Source organism: Streptomyces sp. NBC_00090 (genome assembly GCF_045160815.1).
Taxonomy (GTDB): Bacteria; Actinomycetota; Actinomycetes; order Streptomycetales; family Streptomycetaceae; genus Streptomyces.
This window is the reverse complement of sequence record NZ_CP108224.1, coordinates 2,167,870-2,186,778: the sequence shown is the minus strand read 5'-3', so window position 1 is coordinate 2,186,778 and position 18,909 is coordinate 2,167,870. Positions and strand designations below refer to the sequence as shown.

The 18,909-nt window shown below is 73.5% G+C and carries 16 protein-coding genes and 1 riboswitch; of the genes, 6 read left to right on the top strand and 10 right to left on the bottom strand.

The genetic code is table 11. The features are described 5' to 3' along the window. Window positions 1-38: 38 nt before the first annotated feature. Window positions 39-1,619 (bottom strand): Rv2231c family pyridoxal phosphate-dependent protein CobC, encoded by a 1,581-nt coding sequence (cobC, locus tag OG361_RS09650; protein WP_405852934.1) that lies wholly within the window; start codon window positions 1,617-1,619, stop codon window positions 39-41. 24 nt (window positions 1,620-1,643) lie between these two features. Between cobC and OG361_RS09645 the strand changes: the two genes are divergently transcribed. Next, window positions 1,644-2,372 carry a ZIP family metal transporter gene (locus tag OG361_RS09645; protein ID WP_384570132.1) on the top strand — a complete coding sequence of 243 codons (729 nt, stop codon included), beginning with the start codon at window positions 1,644-1,646 and terminating at the stop codon, window positions 2,370-2,372. A 2-nt stretch (window positions 2,373-2,374) separates the two neighbouring features. Here the strand turns inward: OG361_RS09645 and OG361_RS09640 are convergent, their stop codons facing one another. The 7 genes from OG361_RS09640 to OG361_RS09610 all read right to left on the bottom strand — a co-directional run bounded on the left by OG361_RS09640 (window position 2,375) and on the right by OG361_RS09610 (window position 10,954). After that, entirely contained in the window at window positions 2,375-3,775 is a 1,401-nt protein-coding gene (locus OG361_RS09640) for a cobyrinate a,c-diamide synthase (RefSeq protein WP_405852933.1), read from the bottom strand. Then, window positions 3,769-4,377 (bottom strand): cob(I)yrinic acid a,c-diamide adenosyltransferase, encoded by a 609-nt coding sequence (gene cobO / locus OG361_RS09635; RefSeq protein ID WP_317594120.1) that lies wholly within the window; start codon window positions 4,375-4,377, stop codon window positions 3,769-3,771. Before cobO ends, OG361_RS09640 begins: the two co-directional genes overlap by 7 nt. After that, window positions 4,377-6,434, bottom strand: a complete 2,058-nt coding sequence (locus tag OG361_RS09630; protein ID WP_405852932.1) for a putative cobaltochelatase — start codon at window positions 6,432-6,434, stop codon at window positions 4,377-4,379. The genes cobO and OG361_RS09630 overlap by 1 nt, the downstream gene beginning before the upstream one ends. 244 nt (window positions 6,435-6,678) lie before the next feature. Then, complete coding sequence (locus tag OG361_RS09625) at window positions 6,679-8,187, bottom strand: cobyric acid synthase (protein WP_405852930.1); 1,509 nt, start codon at window positions 8,185-8,187, stop codon at window positions 6,679-6,681. Further along, a complete protein-coding gene (locus OG361_RS09620) occupies window positions 8,184-9,158 on the bottom strand; it encodes a cobalamin biosynthesis protein (RefSeq protein ID WP_405852928.1) in 975 nt (324 codons plus the stop codon). Before OG361_RS09620 ends, OG361_RS09625 begins: the two co-directional genes overlap by 4 nt. A gap of 32 nt (window positions 9,159-9,190) precedes the next feature. After that, window positions 9,191-9,343: riboswitch (cobalamin riboswitch) on the bottom strand. Window positions 9,344-9,448: 105 nt separating this feature from the next. After that, on the bottom strand, window positions 9,449-9,670 hold the full coding sequence (locus tag OG361_RS09615; RefSeq protein WP_405852926.1) for a hypothetical protein: 222 nt from the start codon (window positions 9,668-9,670) through the stop codon (window positions 9,449-9,451). Window positions 9,671-9,682: 12 nt separating this feature from the next. Continuing rightward, window positions 9,683-10,954 carry an anion permease gene (locus OG361_RS09610; RefSeq protein WP_405852925.1) on the bottom strand — a complete coding sequence of 424 codons (1,272 nt, stop codon included), beginning with the start codon at window positions 10,952-10,954 and terminating at the stop codon, window positions 9,683-9,685. Window positions 10,955-11,396: 442 nt separating this feature from the next. Between OG361_RS09610 and OG361_RS09605 the strand changes: the two genes are divergently transcribed. Both OG361_RS09605 and OG361_RS09600 read left to right on the top strand, forming a co-directional pair. Further along, the gene (locus OG361_RS09605) at window positions 11,397-12,524 is read left to right on the top strand and encodes an alpha/beta hydrolase (RefSeq protein ID WP_405852923.1); all 1,128 of its coding nucleotides are present in this window, start codon (window positions 11,397-11,399) and stop codon (window positions 12,522-12,524) included. Window positions 12,525-12,602: 78 nt separating this feature from the next. Continuing rightward, the gene (locus OG361_RS09600; RefSeq protein ID WP_405852922.1) at window positions 12,603-14,033 is read left to right on the top strand and encodes a hypothetical protein; all 1,431 of its coding nucleotides are present in this window, start codon (window positions 12,603-12,605) and stop codon (window positions 14,031-14,033) included. Window positions 14,034-14,136: 103 nt separating this feature from the next. Here the strand turns inward: OG361_RS09600 and OG361_RS09595 are convergent, their stop codons facing one another. Both OG361_RS09595 and OG361_RS09590 read right to left on the bottom strand, forming a co-directional pair. Further along, window positions 14,137-14,538 carry a VOC family protein gene (locus OG361_RS09595; protein WP_405852921.1) on the bottom strand — a complete coding sequence of 134 codons (402 nt, stop codon included), beginning with the start codon at window positions 14,536-14,538 and terminating at the stop codon, window positions 14,137-14,139. Between the two features lie 68 nt (window positions 14,539-14,606). Further along, window positions 14,607-15,497, bottom strand: coding sequence for a neutral zinc metallopeptidase (locus tag OG361_RS09590; RefSeq protein ID WP_405852919.1), 891 nt, complete (start codon window positions 15,495-15,497; stop codon window positions 14,607-14,609). A 265-nt stretch (window positions 15,498-15,762) separates the two neighbouring features. Here OG361_RS09590 and OG361_RS09585 point away from each other — a divergent pair, with 265 nt between their 5' ends. The 3 genes from OG361_RS09585 (at window position 15,763) to OG361_RS09575 (ending at window position 18,889) form a co-directional block, all read left to right on the top strand. After that, window positions 15,763-17,361: an ABC-F family ATP-binding cassette domain-containing protein gene (locus OG361_RS09585; RefSeq protein ID WP_384576581.1), complete on the top strand. Its 1,599-nt coding sequence runs from the start codon at window positions 15,763-15,765 to the stop codon at window positions 17,359-17,361. Between the two features lie 375 nt (window positions 17,362-17,736). Continuing rightward, window positions 17,737-17,958: a helix-turn-helix domain-containing protein gene (locus tag OG361_RS09580; protein WP_024756249.1), complete on the top strand. Its 222-nt coding sequence runs from the start codon at window positions 17,737-17,739 to the stop codon at window positions 17,956-17,958. A gap of 130 nt (window positions 17,959-18,088) precedes the next feature. Beyond that, the gene (locus tag OG361_RS09575) at window positions 18,089-18,889 is read left to right on the top strand and encodes an enoyl-CoA hydratase/isomerase family protein (protein WP_405852918.1); all 801 of its coding nucleotides are present in this window, start codon (window positions 18,089-18,091) and stop codon (window positions 18,887-18,889) included. Window positions 18,890-18,909 lie beyond the last annotated feature (20 nt).

The window sequence follows — 18,909 nt, the reverse complement described above, 5'->3', positions numbered from 1 at the left end:
CCTCGTGCGAGTCCGGGTGTACGCGTCCCGCTCGGGGCTCAGCCGCCCAGCAGGAGCGCCTGGTCCAATGCCTGGAGGAATCGGTTCGTCGTCGCCCGGTCCCGGACCGCGAGCCGCAGCCAGTTCCGGTCGAGCCCCGGGAACGTGTCGCCCCTGCGGGCCGCGAAGCCCAGCAGCCGCAGCCGGTCCCGGATCGCGTCCGCCCCGTCGATCCTGACCAGGACGAAGGGGCCCTCCGCCCCCGCCACCGTCCGCACCTCGTCGAACTCCGCGAGGCCGGCGAGCAGATGCGCCCGCTCCACCCCGATCCGGTGCGCCGCGTGTTCGGCCTCCGCCAGCGCCACCCGCGACATACAGGCCTCCGCCGCCACCAGCGCCGGCGTCGACACCGGCCACAGCGGCTGCGCCCGCTCCAGCGCCGCGACCGTCTCCGGCTCGGCCAGCACGTACCCGATCCGCAGGCCCGCGAGCCCCCAGGTCTTGGTGAGGCTGCGCAGCACCACGAGCCCCGGCACGTCGGTCCGCCCGGCCAGCGACTCCCGCTCGCCCGGCACCGCGTCCATGAACGCCTCGTCCACCACCAGCGTCCGCCCGGGCCGGGCCAGGGCGGCGATCGAGGCGGCGGGATGCAGCACGGAGGTCGGGTTCGTGGGGTTCCCGATCACCACCAGGTCCGCGTCCTCGGGCACCGCCGCCGGATCCAGCCGGAAGTCGTTCTCCGCGCGCAGCAGCACCCGGCCCACCTCGTGCCCGGCGTCGCGCAGCGCCGCCTCCGGCTCGGTGAACTGCGGGTGCACCACGACCGGGCGGCGCGCCGGCAGCGCCCGCGCGAGCAGCACGAAGGCCTCCGCGGCCCCGGCCGTGAGCAGCACGCGGTTGGGTCTCAGGTCGTGCCGCTCGGCGACCGCGGCCCGCGCGGCCCGGCCGTCGGGATAGGCGGCGAGGCCGGTCAGCGAATCGGCGATCCGCTCCCGCAGCCAGTCGGGGGGTGTGTTCGTCCGGACGTTGACCGCGAGATCGATCAACTTCTCGTCCCGGACCTCGGCGTCACCGTGGTGGCGCAGGTCGTGGGCGTCGGAATGCGTGTGCGTGTCCATGGCCGCCGTCGTGTGGGGGGTGGGGATGGTGGGGGGTGAGCCAGGCTCGCCAGCGATGTACCCGTGAGCCAGGTGCAACAACCGTGCGCCTGGGGCATCTTCGTTCGGACGAACCGGGACGCAGGTGGCAACCGCACACGTAACGTGCCGAGTTTTCCGCTTCGGTACGAGCAGTACGAGCCGCGCGTCCGCACCGGGACCACCCCGGCAGGGGCGCGCCTCCGCCGTGAGCAGAGCCGCCGCCTCCGCCACGGACGCCGTTCCCGTCGCGGCCAGCGGCAGCGCCGACGGATGCGGTACGGAGACGGCGGCCAGCGCCTCCGCCGTGAACCCCCGTACCGGAACCCCCAGCTCCCCGGCCGCGCCCGCGACCCCCGGCTCCGCGGCCCGCGTGTCCAGCGTGGCCAGCGAACGCACGGCCGCGCGGGTCAGCCCCGCCTCCCGCAGCACCGCGTCGACCAGCGCGAGCACCTCGTCCACCGGAACCCCCGAGCGGGCCCCGACACCGAGGTGCGCGCACACCGCCCCATCCGATAGCAAAGGCCCATGGCTGTGGTCGTCGCGCTCGGCGCGTTCCTCATGACGCTCTTCGGCGGCTGGGTCGCGCAACGCGTCACCGACCGCCGCCACCTCGTCCTCGGCCTCGCCGGCGGACTCATGCTCGGCGTCGTCGGACTCGACCTCCTGCCGGAGGCCCTGGAGGCCGCGGGGGACGAGGTCTTCGGCGTCCCGAAGGCCCTGCTGCTCTTCGTCGGCGGCTTCCTCTTCGCCCACGTGGTGGAGCGGCTCCTCGCCGTCCGCCGTGCGGCACACGGGGTCGGGGCCGACGAGAGGGTCCCGCAGGTCGGCCTCACCGCCGCCGCGGCGATGGTCCTGCACAGCCTCATGGACGGCATCGCCCTCGGCGCCGCCTTCCAGGTCGGCGGCGGGATGGGCGCCACCGTCGCCCTCGCCGTCATCACCCACGACTTCGCCGACGGCTTCAACACGTACACGATCACGAGCCTTTACGGGAACGCCCGCCGCAAGGCCATCGGGATGCTCGTCGCCGACGCCGTCGCCCCGGTCCTCGGAGCGGCGTCCACTCTGCTGTTCACCCTTCCGGAGGAACTCCTCGGCAGCTATCTCGGCTTCTTCGGCGGCGCCCTGCTCTACCTCGCCGCCGCCGAGATCCTGCCCGAGGCCCACCACGAACACCCCGCCCGCTCGACCCTGCTGTGCACGGTCGCGGGCGTGGCCTTCATCTGGCTCGTGGTGGGTGCCTCCGGCGGTTGATCTCACGCGACCGGACCGCCCGCGCACCGCTCGACGAACCGCAGGGCGGCCTCGGGCGCACCCGCCCAGTGCGTGTGCACGTAACTGGCGTGCACACCTCCCTGGACGAAGCCCTCGACGCGCCGCTCGGGCTGCCGCAGCCCCCAGGCGGCCGTGGCCCCGGCGCCCGGCTCGATCACGGTCCGGTGGAACTCGTGCCCGCGCATCCGCGCCCCGGCCGGAGCGAGCACGCTGTCGCTCACGGCGACGGCGTCCCGGTACCCGAGCGTGAGCCGCTCCGACATCCGCGCGTCCGCGTCGAGGACACCGCACATGGGCGTGCCGTCGAGGGACCGCGCCAGGTACAGCAGCCCGGCGCACTCGGCGGCGATCGGCGCCCCGGTCGCGGCGAGCGCGGCGACGGCCTTCCGCAGCGGCTCGTTGGCGGACAGCTCGGAGCCGTACATCTCGGGGAACCCGCCGCCTATGACGAGCCCCGAGGTCCCCTCGGGCAGCGCCTCGTCCCGGAGCGGATCGAAGGTCACGACCTCGGCCCCGGCCGCGGTCAGCAACTCGGCATGCTCGGCGTACGAGAACGTGAACGCCGCCCCACCGGCGACGGCGACCCGCCGTGGTGGGCAATCGTCCCGCAGGGCGGGACGGGTGGGCACCACGGGACCACCGGCGTGCAGCCGCCCCACGACCTCAGGCACCCACGGCTCGGCGCGCAACGGCGGCGCCGACCGCGCAAGGGCCAGCAGCCCCTCCAGATCGCACCCGGCCAGAACCTGCTCCGCCTGCGCCGCCACCGCGGACACCGCCGCCGCCTGCCGCTCGGCAACCGGCACAAGCCCCAGATGCCGCGAAGGCGTCGCGACGGCCGGCGCCCGCCGCAGCACCCCGAGCACGGGAACACCCGACTCCCCGAGCGCCTCCCGCAGCAGATGCTCGTGCCGATCCGTCGCGACCTTGTTGAGGATCACCCCGCCGATCCGCACCTCCGGATCCCACGACGCGAACCCGTGCACCAGCGCGGCCACCGACCGCGACTGCGAGGACGCGTCCACGACGAGCACCACCGGCGCCTTGAGCAGCTTCGCCACCTGCGCGGTGGACGCCAGCTCGCCCTGGTCGGCGGCCCCGTCGTACAGACCCATGACCCCCTCGACCACGGCCAGGTCGCAGCCGCGCGCCCCGTGCTCGAAGAGCGGCCCGATCAGCCCCGTACCGCACATGTACGCGTCGAGGTTGCGGCCGGGCCGGCCGGTCGCCAGGGCGTGGTAGCCCGGGTCGATGTAGTCGGGGCCGACCTTGTGCGGGGAGACGGCCAGCCCACGGCCCGCGAACGCGGCCATCAGACCGGTCGCGACCGTGGTCTTGCCCGCGCCCGAGGAGGGCGCGGCGATGACGAGACGTGCTACCACTCGATGCCCCGCTGGCCCTTCTGACCGGCGTCCATCGGGTGCTTGACCTTGGACATGTCGGTGACGAGATCGGCGAAGTCGACCAGCTCCTGCGGCGCGTTGCGCCCGGTGATGACGACGTGCTGGTGCCCGGGACGGTCGCGGAGCACCTCGACGACCTCCTTGGTGTCGATCCAGCCCCAGTGCAGCAGGTAGGCGAACTCGTCGAGGACGTAGAACTTGTACTTCTCCTCGGCGAGGTCGCGCTTGACCTGCTCCCAGCCCTCGCGGGCCTTCTCCTCGTGCGACTGCTCGCCCTCGGCGACCTCGCGCTGGATCCAGGACCAGCCCTCGCCCATCTTGTTCCAGGTGACCGTGCCGCCCTTGCCGGTCTCGCCGAGCGCCTTGAGGGCGTTCTCCTCGCCGACCTTCCACTTGGCGGACTTGACGAACTGGAACACCCCGATCGGCCAGCCCTGGTTCCAGGCGCGCAGCGCCATGCCGAACGCGGCGGTCGACTTCCCCTTGCCGACGCCCGTGTGCACCATCACCAGTGCGCGGTTACGACGCTGACGGGTGGTGAGACCGTCGTCGGGAACGACGGTCGGCTGTCCCTGCGGCATTAAGCGGCCCTCCTGGTTGTCTGTTCTGCCTGTACGTCCCTGACGAGGCCGGCGATCGAGTCGGCCCGCAGCTCGTCCAAGGTGACGGCGGTGCCGCCGAGTTCCCGCGCGAGGCTCCCGGCGAGCCCGAGCCGCACCGGTCCGGTCTCGCAGTCCACGACGACCGAGGCCGTGCCCTCGGCGGCGTGCAGCCGTGCCGCCCGGGCGGCCAGGGCCACCGGGTCGGCGCCGCCGCCGGTCGCCCGGCCGTCGGTGACCACGACGAGCAGCGGGCGGCGCGAGGGGTCCCGCAGCCGCTCGATCCGCAGGACGTCATGGGCCTTGAGCAGCCCGGCGGAGAGCGGGGTGCGGCCGCCCGTCGGAAGCTTCTCCAGGCGGGCGGCGGCCGCGTCGACGGACGAGGTCGGCGGCAGCGCTAGGTCGGCGGTACGGCCCCGGAAGGTGATCAGGCCGACCTTGTCGCGCCGCTGGTAGGCGTCGAGGAGCAGGGAGAGGACGGCACCCTTCACGGCGCTCATCCGCTGCCGGGCCGCCATCGACCCGGAGGCGTCCACGGCGAAGAGCACGAGGTTTCCCTCGCGCCCCTCGCGGGTCGCCTGCCGCAGGTCGTCCCGCCGCACGACGAGACCGGTGCCGGTCCGCCCGCGGGCCTTCTGGTGCGGGGCGGCGGCCTGCACGGTCGCCGCCAGGTGCAGCTTGGTCAGCGTGCCCCGGGGCCGGACGGCTCCGGTGGTACGGCCGTGCTGGGTACGGGCCCGGGAACGGCGCCCGGCCGCGCCCTCGCCCAGACCGGGCACGCTCAGCATCTTCGTACGGAAGGGCTCGGCCGCCTGGACGGCGGCGCGCTCACCGGCGCCGGAGCGCTGGGGAGCGGGGGCCGGGGCCTCGGCGGGCGCGGGGGCCTCGGCGGGGGTCTCCTCCGGGACGCCGTCGGTCTCGGGGGCCGGGCCCTCGCCCTGCGGCGGGATGCCGCCACCCCCGCCGGGACCACCGTCACCCGGACCGTCGGGCTCGGGGTCCTCGTCGGGGTCGGTCCGCGGCTCCTCGCCCTTGAACTGCTCCAGGGTCTCGTCGAGCTTGTCCTCGTCGAGGCCGGGCGCGTCGAAGGGGTTGCGGCGCCGCCGGTGGGGGAGGGCCAGGAGCGCGGCCTGCCGCACGTCCTCGGAGGTGACCTCCGTCCGCCCGGCCCAGGCGGCGAGGGCGGTCGCCGCCCGCGCCATCACGATGTCGGCGCGCATGCCGTCCACCTCGAAAGCGGCGCAGGTCGCGGCGATCTGGAGCAGAGCGGCGTCGCCAAGGGCCACCTTCGGCAGCAGGGTGCGGGCGGCGACGATCCGGTCCCGCAGCGCGCTCTCCTCGTCCGCCCAGCGCGCGGCGAACGCGGCCGGGTCGTCCTCGAAGGCGAGCCGCCGCCGGACGACCTCCACGCGCTGCTCGGGCACGCGGGAGGCGGCGACCTCCACGGTCAGTCCGAACCGGTCGAGCAACTGCGGCCGCAGCTCGCCCTCTTCGGGGTTCATGGTGCCGACGAGCAGGAACCGGGCCGCGTGCCGTACGGAGACGCCCTCGCGCTCGACGTAGGAGGAGCCCATGGCGGCGGCGTCGAGCAGCAGGTCGATGAGGTGGTCGTGGAGCAGGTTGACCTCGTCGACGTAGAGGATGCCCCGGTGCGCGGCGGCGAGGAGCCCCGGCTCGAAGGCCTTCACACCCTCGGCGAGCGCCTTCTCGATGTCGAGCGCGCCGACGAGCCGGTCCTCGGAGGCGCCGACGGGCAACTCGACCATCCGAGCGCCCCGTTCGGTCCCGGGGACGTCGGCGTGCGGCCCGTCCGGGCAGCCGGGGTCGGGCGAGACCGGGTCGCAGCTGAAGCGGCAGCCCGCCACCACCGGTACCGCCGGCAGCAGATCGGCGAGCGCCCGGACGGCCGTGGACTTGGCGGTCCCCTTCTCGCCCCGGACGAGCACACCGCCCACCGCCGGACTGACCGCGTTCAGCAGCAGCGCGAGCCGCAGATCGTCCATGCCGACGACGGCGGTGAACGGATACCGGGTGCTCATCGGGCGGTCACTCCTTCAAGTTCGATCAGCTGATGCGAGCGGGCCGGTCGGCCCGGGGTGTGTCCCACAGGCCCGACGGCCGCCGACGGCGAGCGACCACCCACAGGGGCCACCCGCACATGACTCTCAAATCCGCACAGGTGGTGCGGGTGGGAACCCGAGCCCGGCCGGAGGCCGGGCACACGTCCCGCGCGGCCCGCCCGCGCACCACGCAACGCCCCGCCCACGCCGCGCACGCGCCCCGTCACGGCGCACCCGGCGGCACGAACGGCAGCCCCGCCGGGGCCCCCTCCTCGATCAGCCGCAGCAGCGCGTCCGTGTCCGCGTGCTCCTCGATCAGGTCGCCGAGCCGGTCCAGCTGCTCTTCCCGCAGCGTGCCGAACGACGTGTCCGGGGCCGGCACGAACCGCCGCCCCGCCGCCGCCGCGACCTCCCGCAGGAACGCCCGGCGGAACCCGTCGCTCTCCAGCGAGCCATGCCAGTGTGTGCCCCAGACGGAGCCGACCCGGCACCCGTCCAGGAACGGCTCCCCACCGCCCACCTCGGCGACGCCGTGGTGGATCTCGTACCCCTCGACCCGCTCCCCGAGCGCCTCGCCGACCGGCCGCGCGAGGGTCTTCTCGCGCGCGAACCGCACCCGTACGGGCAGCAGCCCGAGCCCGTCCACGGCCCCGGCCTTCGACTCGACCTCGTCCTCGATGTGCTCACCGAGCACCTGGAAGCCGCCGCAGATCCCGAGCACCGGCCGCCCCTCGGCCGCGCGGCGGGCCAGCTCGTCCGCGAGCCCCCGCTCCCGCAGCCACGCGAGCGCCTTGACCGTGCCGCGTGTGCCGGGCACGACGACCAGGTCCGCGTCGACGAGCTCCTCCGGCCGGTCCACGAACCGGACGACGACGCCCGGCTCGGCGGCCAGCGCGTCCACGTCCGTGAAGTTCGACATGAGCGGTACGGCGCACACGGCGACCCGCAGCACGTCCGCGCCGACCGGCGGGGCGACGACGGACTCGCGCACGGTGCCCCGCAGCGAGACCCGGAGCCCGTCCTCCTCGTCGATGCCGAGCCCGTGCGCGTACGGCAGGACGCCGAAGGTCCGCCGTCCGGTGAGCCCGTGCAGCATGTCGAGGCCCGGTTCGAGCAGGGTGACATCGCCCCGGAACTTGTTCACGAGGTAGCCCGCGATCAGCTCCTGGTCCTCGGGCGCGAGGAGCGCCGTCGTGCCGAAGAACTGGGCGAAGACCCCGCCCCTGTCGATGTCCCCGACCACCACGACGGGCAGCCGCGCGGCCCGCGCGATGCCCATGTTCACGATGTCCGTGCGCCGCAGGTTGATCTCGGCCGGACTGCCCGCCCCCTCGCAGATCACGGCGTCGTACATGCCCCGGAGTTCCTCCAGGCACGCCAGGACGGGCTCGAAGAGCTCCTTCTGCCGCCCCCCGTGGTAGCCCCGGGCGGACAGCTCGCCCACCGGCTTGCCCATCAGGACGACCTGGCTGGAGCGGTCGCTGCCGGGCTTGAGCAGGACCGGGTTCATGAGCGCGGTCGGCTCGACCCGGGCGGCCTGCGCCTGCATGGCCTGGGCCCGCCCGATCTCGGCTCCCTCGCGGGTCACGAAGGAGTTGAGGGACATGTTCTGTCCCTTGAAGGGCGCCACCTTCAGCCCCTTGCGGACCAGCCACCGGCAGATGCCGGCCGTCACGACGCTCTTGCCCGCGTCGGACGTGGTCCCGGCGACGAGCAGCCCCCCACCCCTCATGCGTTCCTCCGCTTCACGGCACCGATGATCATGCGGCCGCCGACACAGGCGGCCAGGGTCAGCGCGGTCACCCGGCGCGAGAGCCGGACCGCCCGTTCGATGTCGGCGACCTCGACGGGCCGCCCGTCCCCGTTGAGCACGGGCCGGTGCTCGACCCGCCCGCCGTACGAGAGGGTCCCCCCGAGCCGTACGCCGAGGGCGCCCGCGAAGGAGGCCTCGACGGGCCCCGCGTTGGGGCTCGGGTGCCGGGCCGCGTCCGCCCGCCAGGCCCGTACGGCCCCGCGCGGATTCCCTCCGGCGAGCGTCGCGGCCACGGCGGTCAGCCGGGCTCCGGGCCAGCCGGCCACGTCGTCGAGGCGGGCCGAGGCCCAGCCGAAGCGGCGGTGGCGCGGGGACTTGTGGCCGACCATCGCGTCCAGGGTGTTGACGGCCCGGAAGCCGACGAGACCGGGCACGCCCGCGACCGCGCCCCAGAAGAGGGCGCCGACGACGGCGTCGGAGGTGTTCTCGGCGACCGACTCGACGACCGCGCGGGCCATCGCGGGGCCGTCCAGGGAGTGCGGGTCGCGCCCGCAGAGGTGCGGCAGCCGCTCGCGGGCCACCTCCAGGTCCCCGACGGCGAGCGCCCCGCCGATCGCGCGGGCCTCCCGCCCCAGGGTCGTACCGCCGACGACGGCCCAGACGGAGGCGGCGGTCAGCGCCACGGCGGCGGCCGGCCGGTCCCGGACGGCCCGTGCGGCGAGCGCGCCCACGGCCGCGGTGGTGCCGGCGCAGACGGCGGTGTGCAGGGCGCCCCACCCGCGGTGGTCGCGGTGGAGGCGCTGTTCGACCGCGGCGGCCGCGCGGCCGAAGACGGCGACGGGGTGTCCGCGGCGGGGATCGCCGATGAGCTGGTCGACGGCGAGCCCGAGGGCCGCGCCGTACGCGAATCCGTCCGGGGAAAGGCGGCTGGCTCTGATGCGACCGGGCATGGCGCATGTCCTCACTCAGGGTCCGCGCCCTGGGTCGACGTGACCGGCGGCGAGAGTTCCTGACTCCCGGACCCTTCGGATCCGGTCACAGTGGCGGGACCGCGCCGGATTCACACCGGACTTCCTCTGCTACCGCCGTAATGGCCTCGGCAGTCCACCACGGCCCGCGAACACCCGTCAACTCACCCTTGACCTGCGACAGGTCACTGTGCGAAGCACCACAAACACGGCGGCCGGGCGGCCCGCACCCGAGGGTGCGGACCGCCCGGCCGCCGTGGAAGGGAGGACCGTCAGACGACGATCAGGTAGATGCCGTAGCTCACGGCCGCCACGCACAGGGCGAAGCAGGCGTAGGCGCCGGTCCGGGCCAGGGTGGCGGAGCCTCCCTGTGCGGCGGCCTGCTCCTGCTTGGAGAGGCCGACGATGCCGAGGGTGAAGAGGCCCACGAGGGCGACGGTCGCCACGAGGCTGACTCCGAAGACGGAGCCGAGAGCTGCCCAGTCGATCTTCATGTCGTTCGTTCCTTACACCGCTGCGGCGGGGGCCGGGGGAGCGGCCGGGTCGGTGGGAGCCGGCGACGGGATGGTGGTCTTGAGGTCCTCGTCCGCGACGGCGGCGACGGAACCGGCCGGCGGCGGGGTGACGGCCGCGATCGCGGTGGTCACCACGCCCGCGGGCTCGGCCGGGGCGTCGAGGTCGTCGTCGGTGACGTTGGTGTGGTCGACCGGCTTGCGGCGGGAGAGCGCCCAGATGACGGCCGAGCCGGCGACGAGGAGGACCGCGACGGCGGCGATGCCCCAGGGGCCCTGCTTGGTGAGGAACTCGGCGGCGGCGGCGACCAGGCCCGCGGCGGGCAGGGTCAGACCCCAGGCGACGAACATCCGGGTGGCGGTCGACCAGCGGACGACACCGCCCTTGCGGCCGAGGCCCGCGCCCATCACGGCACCCGAGCAGGACTGGGTGGTGGAGAGGGAGAAGCCGAGGTTCGAGGAGGCGAGGATGACCGTGGCGGCGCTGGTCTGGGCGGCGAAGCCCTGCTGCGGCCGGAGGTCGGTGAGGCCCTTGCCCATGGTGCGGATGATGCGCCAGCCGCCGAGGTAGGTGCCGAGCGCGATCGCGACGCCCGCGGCGACGATGACCCACATCGGGGGGTTGGAGCCGGGGGCGAGGACGCCGCCGGTGACCAGGGCGAGGGTGATGATGCCCATCGTCTTCTGGGCGTCGTTGGTGCCGTGGGCGAGGGAGACGAGACCGGCGGAGGCGATCTGGCCGACCCGGTAGCCCTTGGCGGTGTGCTTCTCGTCGGTCTTGGCGCCGATCCTGTACGTCAGCCTCGTGGCCAGCATCGCGGCGAGGCCGGCGACGATCGGCGCGGCGATCGCGGGGATGAGGACCTTGGTGACGATGGTCGAGCCGTTCACCGCGGACCAGCCGGCCGACATGACCGCGGCGCCGATGAGGCCGCCGAAGAGGGCGTGGGAGGAGCTGGACGGCAGACCCAGGAGCCAGGTCAGCAGGTTCCAGAGGATGGCGCCCACGAGCGCCGCGAAGATCACTTCTGTACGAATGCCCTCTTCGTTGATGATCCCGCCGGAGATCGTCTTGGCGACCTCCACGGACAGGAACGCTCCGACGAGGTTCAGCACGGCGGACATGGCCACCGCCGTCTTGGGCTTGAGTGCACCGGTCGAGATGGTCGTGGCCATCGCGTTGGCGGTGTCGTGGAAACCGTTCGTGAAATCGAACACTAGAGCTGTCACGACCACAATGGCGAGCAGCAGCGTGATGTGTTCCATTTACCCAGGCAATCGTTTGACGTCGTTGGCTCGACGAACGTAAGCAACCTGGGTGAACGGAAGGTGAACTGGGCCGGGCGGCATGGTGTCCCCATCCGGTGTCAAGGGATTCCGTTTATGGCCCGGACGGGATGGCGTCCACGATGCGGTCACCCCGGGGCCCCGGGTAATCCGGGCTGTCAAGGGGTACTGGCGACCCGCCCCGGTTCCTCCCCCGCCACCCCGTTCCGTTCCCTGGACCGGACCATCCGACCGGGGGACCCCGCCGAGGAGACCCTTGTCACTCGCCAGGGGGTCACGGGACTCGCTTCCCGCGGTGCGCCCCCAGGGCGGACACCCCTCGGCTCGAACGCCCCTGGTGCGGACGCCCTCCCCGGTGCGAACACCCCCCGGCCGGGTCCGCCCGGTGGCAGCCCGCCCCCGACCTGCCGACACTGAAAGCGTGCGCCCGGCTACAGCGACGGCAGCGGCCGTCACCACTCTGATCGGTGTCGGCGCGGCCGCGGTAGCGGCCGGCCGGTACGCCAGCGATGTCGCCCTCAGGGCGCCGTCCGGACGACCACTGCCCGGAGACCCCAGACTCACCGTGCACGCCACGGGCACCGAACGGATCACCCTCACCCGCAGCCTCGCCTCGCTGCGCCCCGGTACGTACGGAGTGGAGGCCCCCGGCCTGCACGCCGTCCTCGGACCCGTGCTCGACCGGGTCCCGCACACCGCCGACAGCGTCGTCCGCCGCCTCGAACGGGTCGAGCTCGGCGTCCTCGGCCCCGGCGCCCGCGTCCGGCTCACCCCGCAACTGCACGTCGGCACGCCGGTCAGCGCCTTCGGGCTCGCCCACGAGGACGTGGAGATCCCGGGCGAGCTCGGCCCCCTGCCCGCCTGGCTCGTGGCCGGCCCGCGCACCACGTGGGTGATCGCGCTGCACGGCCTCGGCACCACCCGCGAGCACCCGCTGAACCTCGTCCCCTTCTTCCACCGGCGCAAGATCCCGGTGCTCGTCCCCGCCTACCGCGGTGACGAAGGGGCGCCCGCCTCCCCGGACGGCCTCGCCCACCTCGGCGACTCCGAGTGGCGGGACGTCGACGCCGCCATCCGCTACGCCGTCCGCCGTGGCGCGTCCAAGGTCGTCCTGCACGGCTGGGGGACCGGCGCCTCGATGGCCCTGCGCGCCGCCGCCGAGTCGGGCGTACGGGACAGGATCAGCGGCCTCGTCCTCGACTCCCCGGTGCTGGACTGGGAGGCCACCCTCCGCAACCTCGCGGCGGCCCGGCACGTCCCCCGCCTGCTGCTCCCGCTCGCCGTCCGCGCCGCCAAGGGCAGGACGGGGCCGCACGGCGACCTCCTCCAGGCCGCCTCCGAACCGAGCGCCCTGCGCGTTCCGGTCCTCCTCCTGCACGGCCCCGACGACACGATCGCCCCCTGGGAGTCGTCCGTCGAACTCGCCGCCCGCCGCCCCGATCTGGTCACCCTCCATACGGTCCGGCACGCCCCGCACGCGGCGATGTGGAACGCCGACCCCGTCCGGTACGAGGAGGCCCTGCGCCGCCTCCTCACCCCCCTGCTCTGACGGCCGCTCCGACGGCCGTTCTGACGGGGCTGCGGATTCCGATTGGGCTTTCGGGCCGTCAGCGGGAAGACTGCCCCCGTGACGTCTCGAAAGCCCGATGAACCATTGGCGCGCAACTCCAGACTCCGACTCGTCCGCCCGCGGGCGCTGGCCACCGCCCGACGGGCCGTGACGACCCGGCGCACCCGGCCGGCGCCGCGGCCGCCCGAGGGCACTCCGCCCCGCGCGGAGCTCGCCCGCCAGGCCCGGCACGTCCTCGCCGACGCCGTACGGATCGCCCGCTGGGCCGCCGTCGAGCGCGGTCCCGAATCCGCCCTCGGCACCGCTGCCCCGGCCGTCCCCGCCCAGGAGCGGGCCGCGGCGGCACTGGACCTGACACCCGGCCAGATCCGGGCCGGCTGGGACCGCGCCCGGCTCGCGGGGCTCGTCGAGCTCCACGGCGACACCGCCCGCCCCGGCTGGCGGCTGCACGCCTGGGACCGCGACGACTCCGCCGTCCTGCGCGGCTGGGTCGCCCTCTTCGACGCCTGGTCCCTGGTCCACCCGGCACCCGAGGGCGTCGCGCCGAGCGCCGTCGCCGAGGTCGTCGAGGCGGTCCCGCAGGTGCTCTCGCTGCTCCAGCTCTCCCAGGGCCCGGTCCTCGTACCGGCCCTCCTCGATCTGCTCGGCCAGCGGGTCGAGGAGCTGCGCGAGGAGCGCTGCGAGGTCCCCGTGGCCGGACCGACCCCCGAGCCGGCGGAGGTCACCGCCACGGCGACGGACGCCCCCGCCACGGACGGGCTCCCGGCCCTCCTCGACTGGGCCCTCGACGGCCTGGCGGCCGTCGGCGCGCTCACCCTCGACCCCGGCGCGGACGCGCGTCACGCCACCCTGACCCCGCTCGGCAACTGGGCGGTCTGGGTCAAGCTGGAGCAGATCTGCGTCGCCGCGCAGAGCCCCGCGGGCAACATCGAGCAGTCCGCGGAGGACATGCTCCGCGGCTGCGCCCGGCTCACCCCGGGCCCGGCCCGCGACGAGTACCGCGCCTGGCTGGCGGCCCGCACCCTCTCCAGCGCGGTGGCCGAGCTCCTCGCCGTCGCCCGGGGCGAGGACGCCCTGCTGCGCGGCCTCGCCTTCGAGGCGCTCCGGGTCGTCGGGGCCCCCGCCGAGCCCGAGGTGCGGGCCACGGTCGCCGAGCCCTCCCTGCGTCCGTACGCGCTGCTCTGGCTCGCGGAGTACGAGGGCGCCGACCCCGACGACGCCCAGGAGGTGCTCACCCGCGAGGAGGCCACCTGGCTCTGGGTGGACACCGCGGCGGCCGTCGCCGACCACGGCGAGAGCGCGCTGCTCGTCCGCCACCTCGAATCCGCCGTCCAGGGCACCGTCCCGGCGCTGCTCGACGAGGTCAGGGCCGTCGGCCACCCCCGGACCGTCCAGGTCCTGGTCGCCCTGGCCGCCGCCCATCCGGACCCGGCGCTGTCCAAGGCGGTCCGCCGGGCCGCCTTCCAGGTCCACACCGGCGGCGCCTGACCCGGAGGGCGCCAGGCGGAATCCCGGAAACCGGAAACCGGAATCCCGGAAGAAGCTCGCAAGACCGGAAGAAGCTCGTAAGACCGGCAGGCCCGGCGCCCGGCTACTCCGCGGCGCCGGGCGTGTACGTCCCGAAGCTCCAGATGTTGCCCTCTCCGTCCCGGGCCATGTAGTCCCGCGAGCCGTACTCCTGGTCCGTGGGCGGCATCACGATCTCGACGCCGTGGCCGACGGCCCGCGCGTGGTGCTCGTCCACGTCGTCCACGTGCACGAAGACGCCGACCGGGCCCGCGCCGGTCATCAGCTTGTCGAACTCGCTGCCGGTGCCTCTGCTGCCCAGCATCACCATGCCGTTCCCGTACGTGAGCTCGGCGTGCGCGATCCGCCCGTCCTCGGCCTCGTACACCGCGCTCGCAGTGAAGCCGAAGGCTTCCGTGAGCAGCTTGATCGCGCCCTTCGCGTCCTCGTACGTCAGCGTCGGACAGATGTGGGGTGCCTCAGTCATCCCGATCACTTCCTCTCGATTCAGCCGAATGTGACCTGGATCTCAGTCTGGCAGTCCCCGCCGACAACTCAGCGGAAGGTGTTGCACTGGGCCATGTCGCCGGTCCGGTAGCCCTGGTGGAACCACTGCTGCCGCTGCTGCGCCGAGCCGTGCGTCCAGTTCTCCGGGGTCACCCGGCCCTGGAACCGCTCCTGGATCCGGTCGTCGCCCACCGCGGCCGCCGCGTCCAGGCCGTCCCGGATGTCCTCGTCCGTGAGCCGGGTCAGCAGCAGCCGCCCCGTCCTGTCGTCGGGAGTGGCCGTCGCGTGCCGGGCCCACACCCCGGCGTAGCAGTCGGCCTGGAGCTCGACCCGTACGGCGTTGGAGTTCGCGCCGGTCCGCCCGTCCTGCGCGCGGCTCAGCGTCCCCATCAGGTTCTGCACGTGGTGGCCGTACTCGTGCGCCACCACGTAGGCCTGGGCGAAGGGTCCGCCGGTCGAGCCGAACGTGGTGCGCAGCTCCTCGAAGAAGCCCAGGTCCAGGTAGACCTGCCGGTCGCCGGGGCAGTAGAAGGGCCCGACCGCGGAGCTCGCCGAGCCGCACGCGGTCGCGACCCGCCGGCTGAACATCACGGTGGCGGCGCTCCCGTAGGTCCCGCCCCGGCGGGCGTACTCGCTCCGCCAGAAGTCCTGGACGCTGTTGACGACGGCGACGATCCGGCAGTCCTCGCGGGTGTTGGCGTCCGAACCCTTCCTGCAGGTCTGGTTCACCTGGTTCGCGGAGGAGGAGGTCGCGACCGGCTCGTCACCGCCGGAGGAGAGCCCCAGCTGGTCCGGGCCGACCCCGAAGAGCACCCCCAGGATCAGCGCGATGAGGCCGATGATGCCGCCGCCGACGGTCGCCCTGCCGCCCGGGACGCGGCCGCTCCGGACGTCCTTGACCTCCGAGGTGTCCAGGTCGGCGTCGTCGTCGAACCGCACGGTCCACCACCCTCCGCGTCACCGCCGCGGCAGTGGCCGCCGCCCTGCGCCGAGTATCTGCCGATCCAACCCCTCTCGCCCCTTTTGTGGATCATGCGGAGGAATGTGAGATAGCTCCGATCTCGGCTCCGGACCCCGCATGGCCTAAAAGCAGTTGCAGGCGCCCGTTAGACTGGCCGTATGGCCATTCTCCCCGTGCATTAGCGGCGTCGAAGCCCTTCACCAGTCGTCCTTCCGCCGTTTCCCACCGCCCTGGAGTCTGTCCGTGATCACCGCCACCGGCATCGAGCTGCGCGCCGGCGCCCGCGTCCTCATCGAGTCCGCTTCCTTCCGCGTCGCCAAGGGCGACCGCATCGGCCTCGTCGGCCGCAACGGAGCGGGCAAGACCACCCTCACCAAGTGCCTCGCGGGCGAGGGGCAGCCGGCCGCCGGCGCCATCGCCCGCTCCGGCGAGGTCGGCTACCTCCCGCAGGACCCGCGCACCGGTGACCTCGACGTCCTGGCCCGCGACCGGATCCTCTCCGCCCGCGGCCTCGACACCCTCCTCAAGAAGATGCGGGCGAACGAGGAGCGCATCGCGACCGGCAGCGGCGGCACCCGCGACAAGGCCATGCGGCAGTACGAGCGCCAGGAGACCGAGTTCCTGACCAAGGGCGGTTACGCGGCCGAGGCCGAGGCCTCCACCATCGCCGCCGCCCTGGGTCTGCCCGACCGGGTCATGAGCCAGCCGCTGCACACCCTCTCCGGCGGTCAGCGCCGCCGCGTCGAGCTCGCCCGGATCCTCTTCTCGGACGCCGACACGCTCCTCCTCGACGAGCCGACGAACCACCTCGACGCCGACTCGATCATCTGGCTGCGCGACTACCTGAAGACCTACCGCGGCGGCTTCATCGTCATCTCCCACGACGTCGACCTCGTCGAGACCGTGGTCAACAAGGTCTTCTACCTGGACGCCAACCGCTCCACGATCGACGTCTACAACATGGGCTGGAAGCTCTACCAGCAGCAGCGCGAGGCCGACGAGAAGCGCCGCAAGCGCGAGCGCCAGAACGCCGAGAAGAAGGCCGCCGCCCTCAACTCGCAGGCCGACAAGATGCGCGCCAAGGCCACCAAGACCGTCGCCGCGCAGAACATGGCCAAGCGCGCCGAGCGCCTGCTCTCCGGCCTGGAGGCCGTGCGCGCCTCCGACAAGGTCGCCAAGCTCCGCTTCCCGGACCCCGCGCCCTGCGGCAAGACCCCGCTCACGGCCGAGGGGCTCTCCAAGTCCTACGGCTCGCTCGAGATCTTCACCGATGTGGACCTCGCCATCGACAAGGGCTCCCGCGTCGTCATCCTCGGCCTCAACGGCGCGGGCAAGACGACCCTGCTGCGCCTCCTCGGCGGTGTCGAGACGCCCGACACGGGCCAGGTCACCCCGGGCCACGGCCTGAAGCTGGGCTACTACGCCCAGGAGCACGAGACGCTCGACCCCGAGCGGACCGTCCTGGAGAACATGCGCTCCGCCGCGCCCGACCTCGACCTCGTCGACGTCCGTAAGACGCTCGGCTCCTTCCTCTTCTCCGGCGACGACGTCGACAAGCCGGCCGGGGTGCTCTCCGGCGGTGAGAAGACCCGTCTCGCGCTCGCGACCCTCGTCGTCTCCTCGGCGAACGTGCTCCTCCTCGACGAGCCGACCAACAACCTCGACCCGGCGAGCCGCGAGGAGATCCTCGGCGCCCTGCGGACGTACAAGGGCGCGGTCGTCCTCGTCACCCACGACGAGGGCGCGGTCGAGGCGCTCGACCCGGAGCGGATCATCCTGCTCCCGGACGGCGTCGAGGACCTGTGGGGCGCGGACTACGCGGACCTGGTCGCCCTGGCCTGACCCGGCTCACGGCTCCGGAGGCGCCCCAGGGGCCTCCGGGAGCCCGAAGTGATCATTCCGGGCTGGATCATTCGGCTCATGGGTGATCCTTCATCTGAGTGAGGGCGTCTCGTACACCCCGGCGCGGTGCTCTGCCGAATCCTTCCGGCAGACCCGCGCCGTACGTGTGTTCCCCTCGCGTCGCTGACCTGGCACTTCCCGCGCCCGGCGGTTCGTGGACGTCTTCCGACCCGGGCGGAATCTACGGTTCCGGCAGTGGCCAGCTCGTACTCCTCCACAAACCCGGAGGCACGGACCTTGTCGAATGGGTGGCCAGGACGCCGGGGAGGGGTGATCATGAGAAGTCCAGAGCGCACTTCCCATGAGGAGGCACGGGTGGCCGAGACTCTGAAGAAGGGCAGCCGGGTGACCGGCGCCGCGCGCGACAAGCTCGCGGCAGACCTGAAGAAGAAGTACGACTCCGGTGCGAGCATCCGGGCGCTGGCCGAGGAAACCGGCCGCTCCTACGGATTCGTCCACCGGATGCTGAGCGAGTCCGGAGTCACGCTGCGGGGACGCGGCGGAGCGACACGGGGCAAGAAGGCGGCCTCGGTCTGATCATCGGGGCGGCTCGACAGGGCCACCGGGTCTCTCGGTGGCCACCCGGTCGACCTCGCGGTCGGCCAGGTGGTTACTGTGCAGTCACTTAGCATCGGCTCAAGTGCTGCACCGGAACCGGAGGCGCCCCATGACTACGCTCGACGACTCTGAGCTCGTATTCGACAAGGACGGTGTACGGCTCACCGTCGAGGACGCCGTTGCCACGGTGACCCTGACCAACCCGGCGAAGCGCAACGCTCAGTCTCCCGCTCTGTGGCGGGCGTTGACAGAAGCCGGCCGGTCGTTGCCCGGCAGCGTGCGGGTCGTCGTCCTGCGCGGCGAGGGAAAGTCCTTCTCCGCAGGGCTCGACCGGCAGGCGTTCACGCCCGAGGGCTTCGACGGAGAGCCGTCCTTCCTCGATCTCGCGCGCGGTTCCGACGAGGACCTCGACGCGGAGATCGCCGAGTACCAGGAGGCGTTCACCTGGTGGCGCCGTAGCGACCTCGTGTCGATCGCGGCCGTGCAGGGGCACGCCATCGGCGCGGGCTTCCAGCTCGCCCTCGCCTGCGACCTCCGGGTCGTCGCCGAGGACGTGCAGTTCGCCATGCGCGAGACCAGCCTGGGTCTCGTCCCGGACCTCACGGGGACGCACCCGCTCGCCTCGCTCGTCGGCTACGCCCGCGCGCTGGAGATCTGCGCCACCGGCCGCTTCGTCCACGCGGAGGAGGCCGAGCGCATCGGTCTCGCCAACATCGCCGTGCCCGCGGACGAACTCGACGCGACGGTACGCGACCTGAGCGCCGCCCTGCTCGCGGCGCCGCGCGCCGCGGTCAACGAGACCAAGGCGCTCCTCCAGGGTGTCTCCGGTCGCTCGTACGAGGAGCAGCGCGCCGCCGAGCGCGCCGCCCAGGCCCGCCGCCTGCGCGACCTCGCGGGCCTCGGCGACTGACGCCCTCACCACGTCCCGCC

What these genes read in the sequence shown, in the direction of transcription:
- OG361_RS09645 (WP_384570132.1), top strand. Translation starts at nt 1,644, where the DNA reads ATGGCTGTGGTCGTCGCGCTCGGCGCGTTCCTCATGACGCTCTTCGGC.
- cobO (WP_317594120.1), bottom strand. Translation starts at nt 4,377, where the DNA reads ATGCCGCAGGGACAGCCGACCGTCGTTCCCGACGACGGTCTCACCACC.
- OG361_RS09630 (WP_405852932.1), bottom strand. Translation starts at nt 6,434, where the DNA reads ATGAGCACCCGGTATCCGTTCACCGCCGTCGTCGGCATGGACGATCTG.
- OG361_RS09625 (WP_405852930.1), bottom strand. Translation starts at nt 8,187, where the DNA reads ATGAGGGGTGGGGGGCTGCTCGTCGCCGGGACCACGTCCGACGCGGGC.
- OG361_RS09620 (WP_405852928.1), bottom strand. Translation starts at nt 9,158, where the DNA reads ATGCCCGGTCGCATCAGAGCCAGCCGCCTTTCCCCGGACGGATTCGCG.
- OG361_RS09615 (WP_405852926.1), bottom strand. Translation starts at nt 9,670, where the DNA reads ATGAAGATCGACTGGGCAGCTCTCGGCTCCGTCTTCGGAGTCAGCCTC.
- OG361_RS09610 (WP_405852925.1), bottom strand. Translation starts at nt 10,954, where the DNA reads ATGGAACACATCACGCTGCTGCTCGCCATTGTGGTCGTGACAGCTCTA.
- OG361_RS09595 (WP_405852921.1), bottom strand. Translation starts at nt 14,538, where the DNA reads ATGACTGAGGCACCCCACATCTGTCCGACGCTGACGTACGAGGACGCG.
- OG361_RS09575 (WP_405852918.1), top strand. Translation starts at nt 18,089, where the DNA reads ATGACTACGCTCGACGACTCTGAGCTCGTATTCGACAAGGACGGTGTA.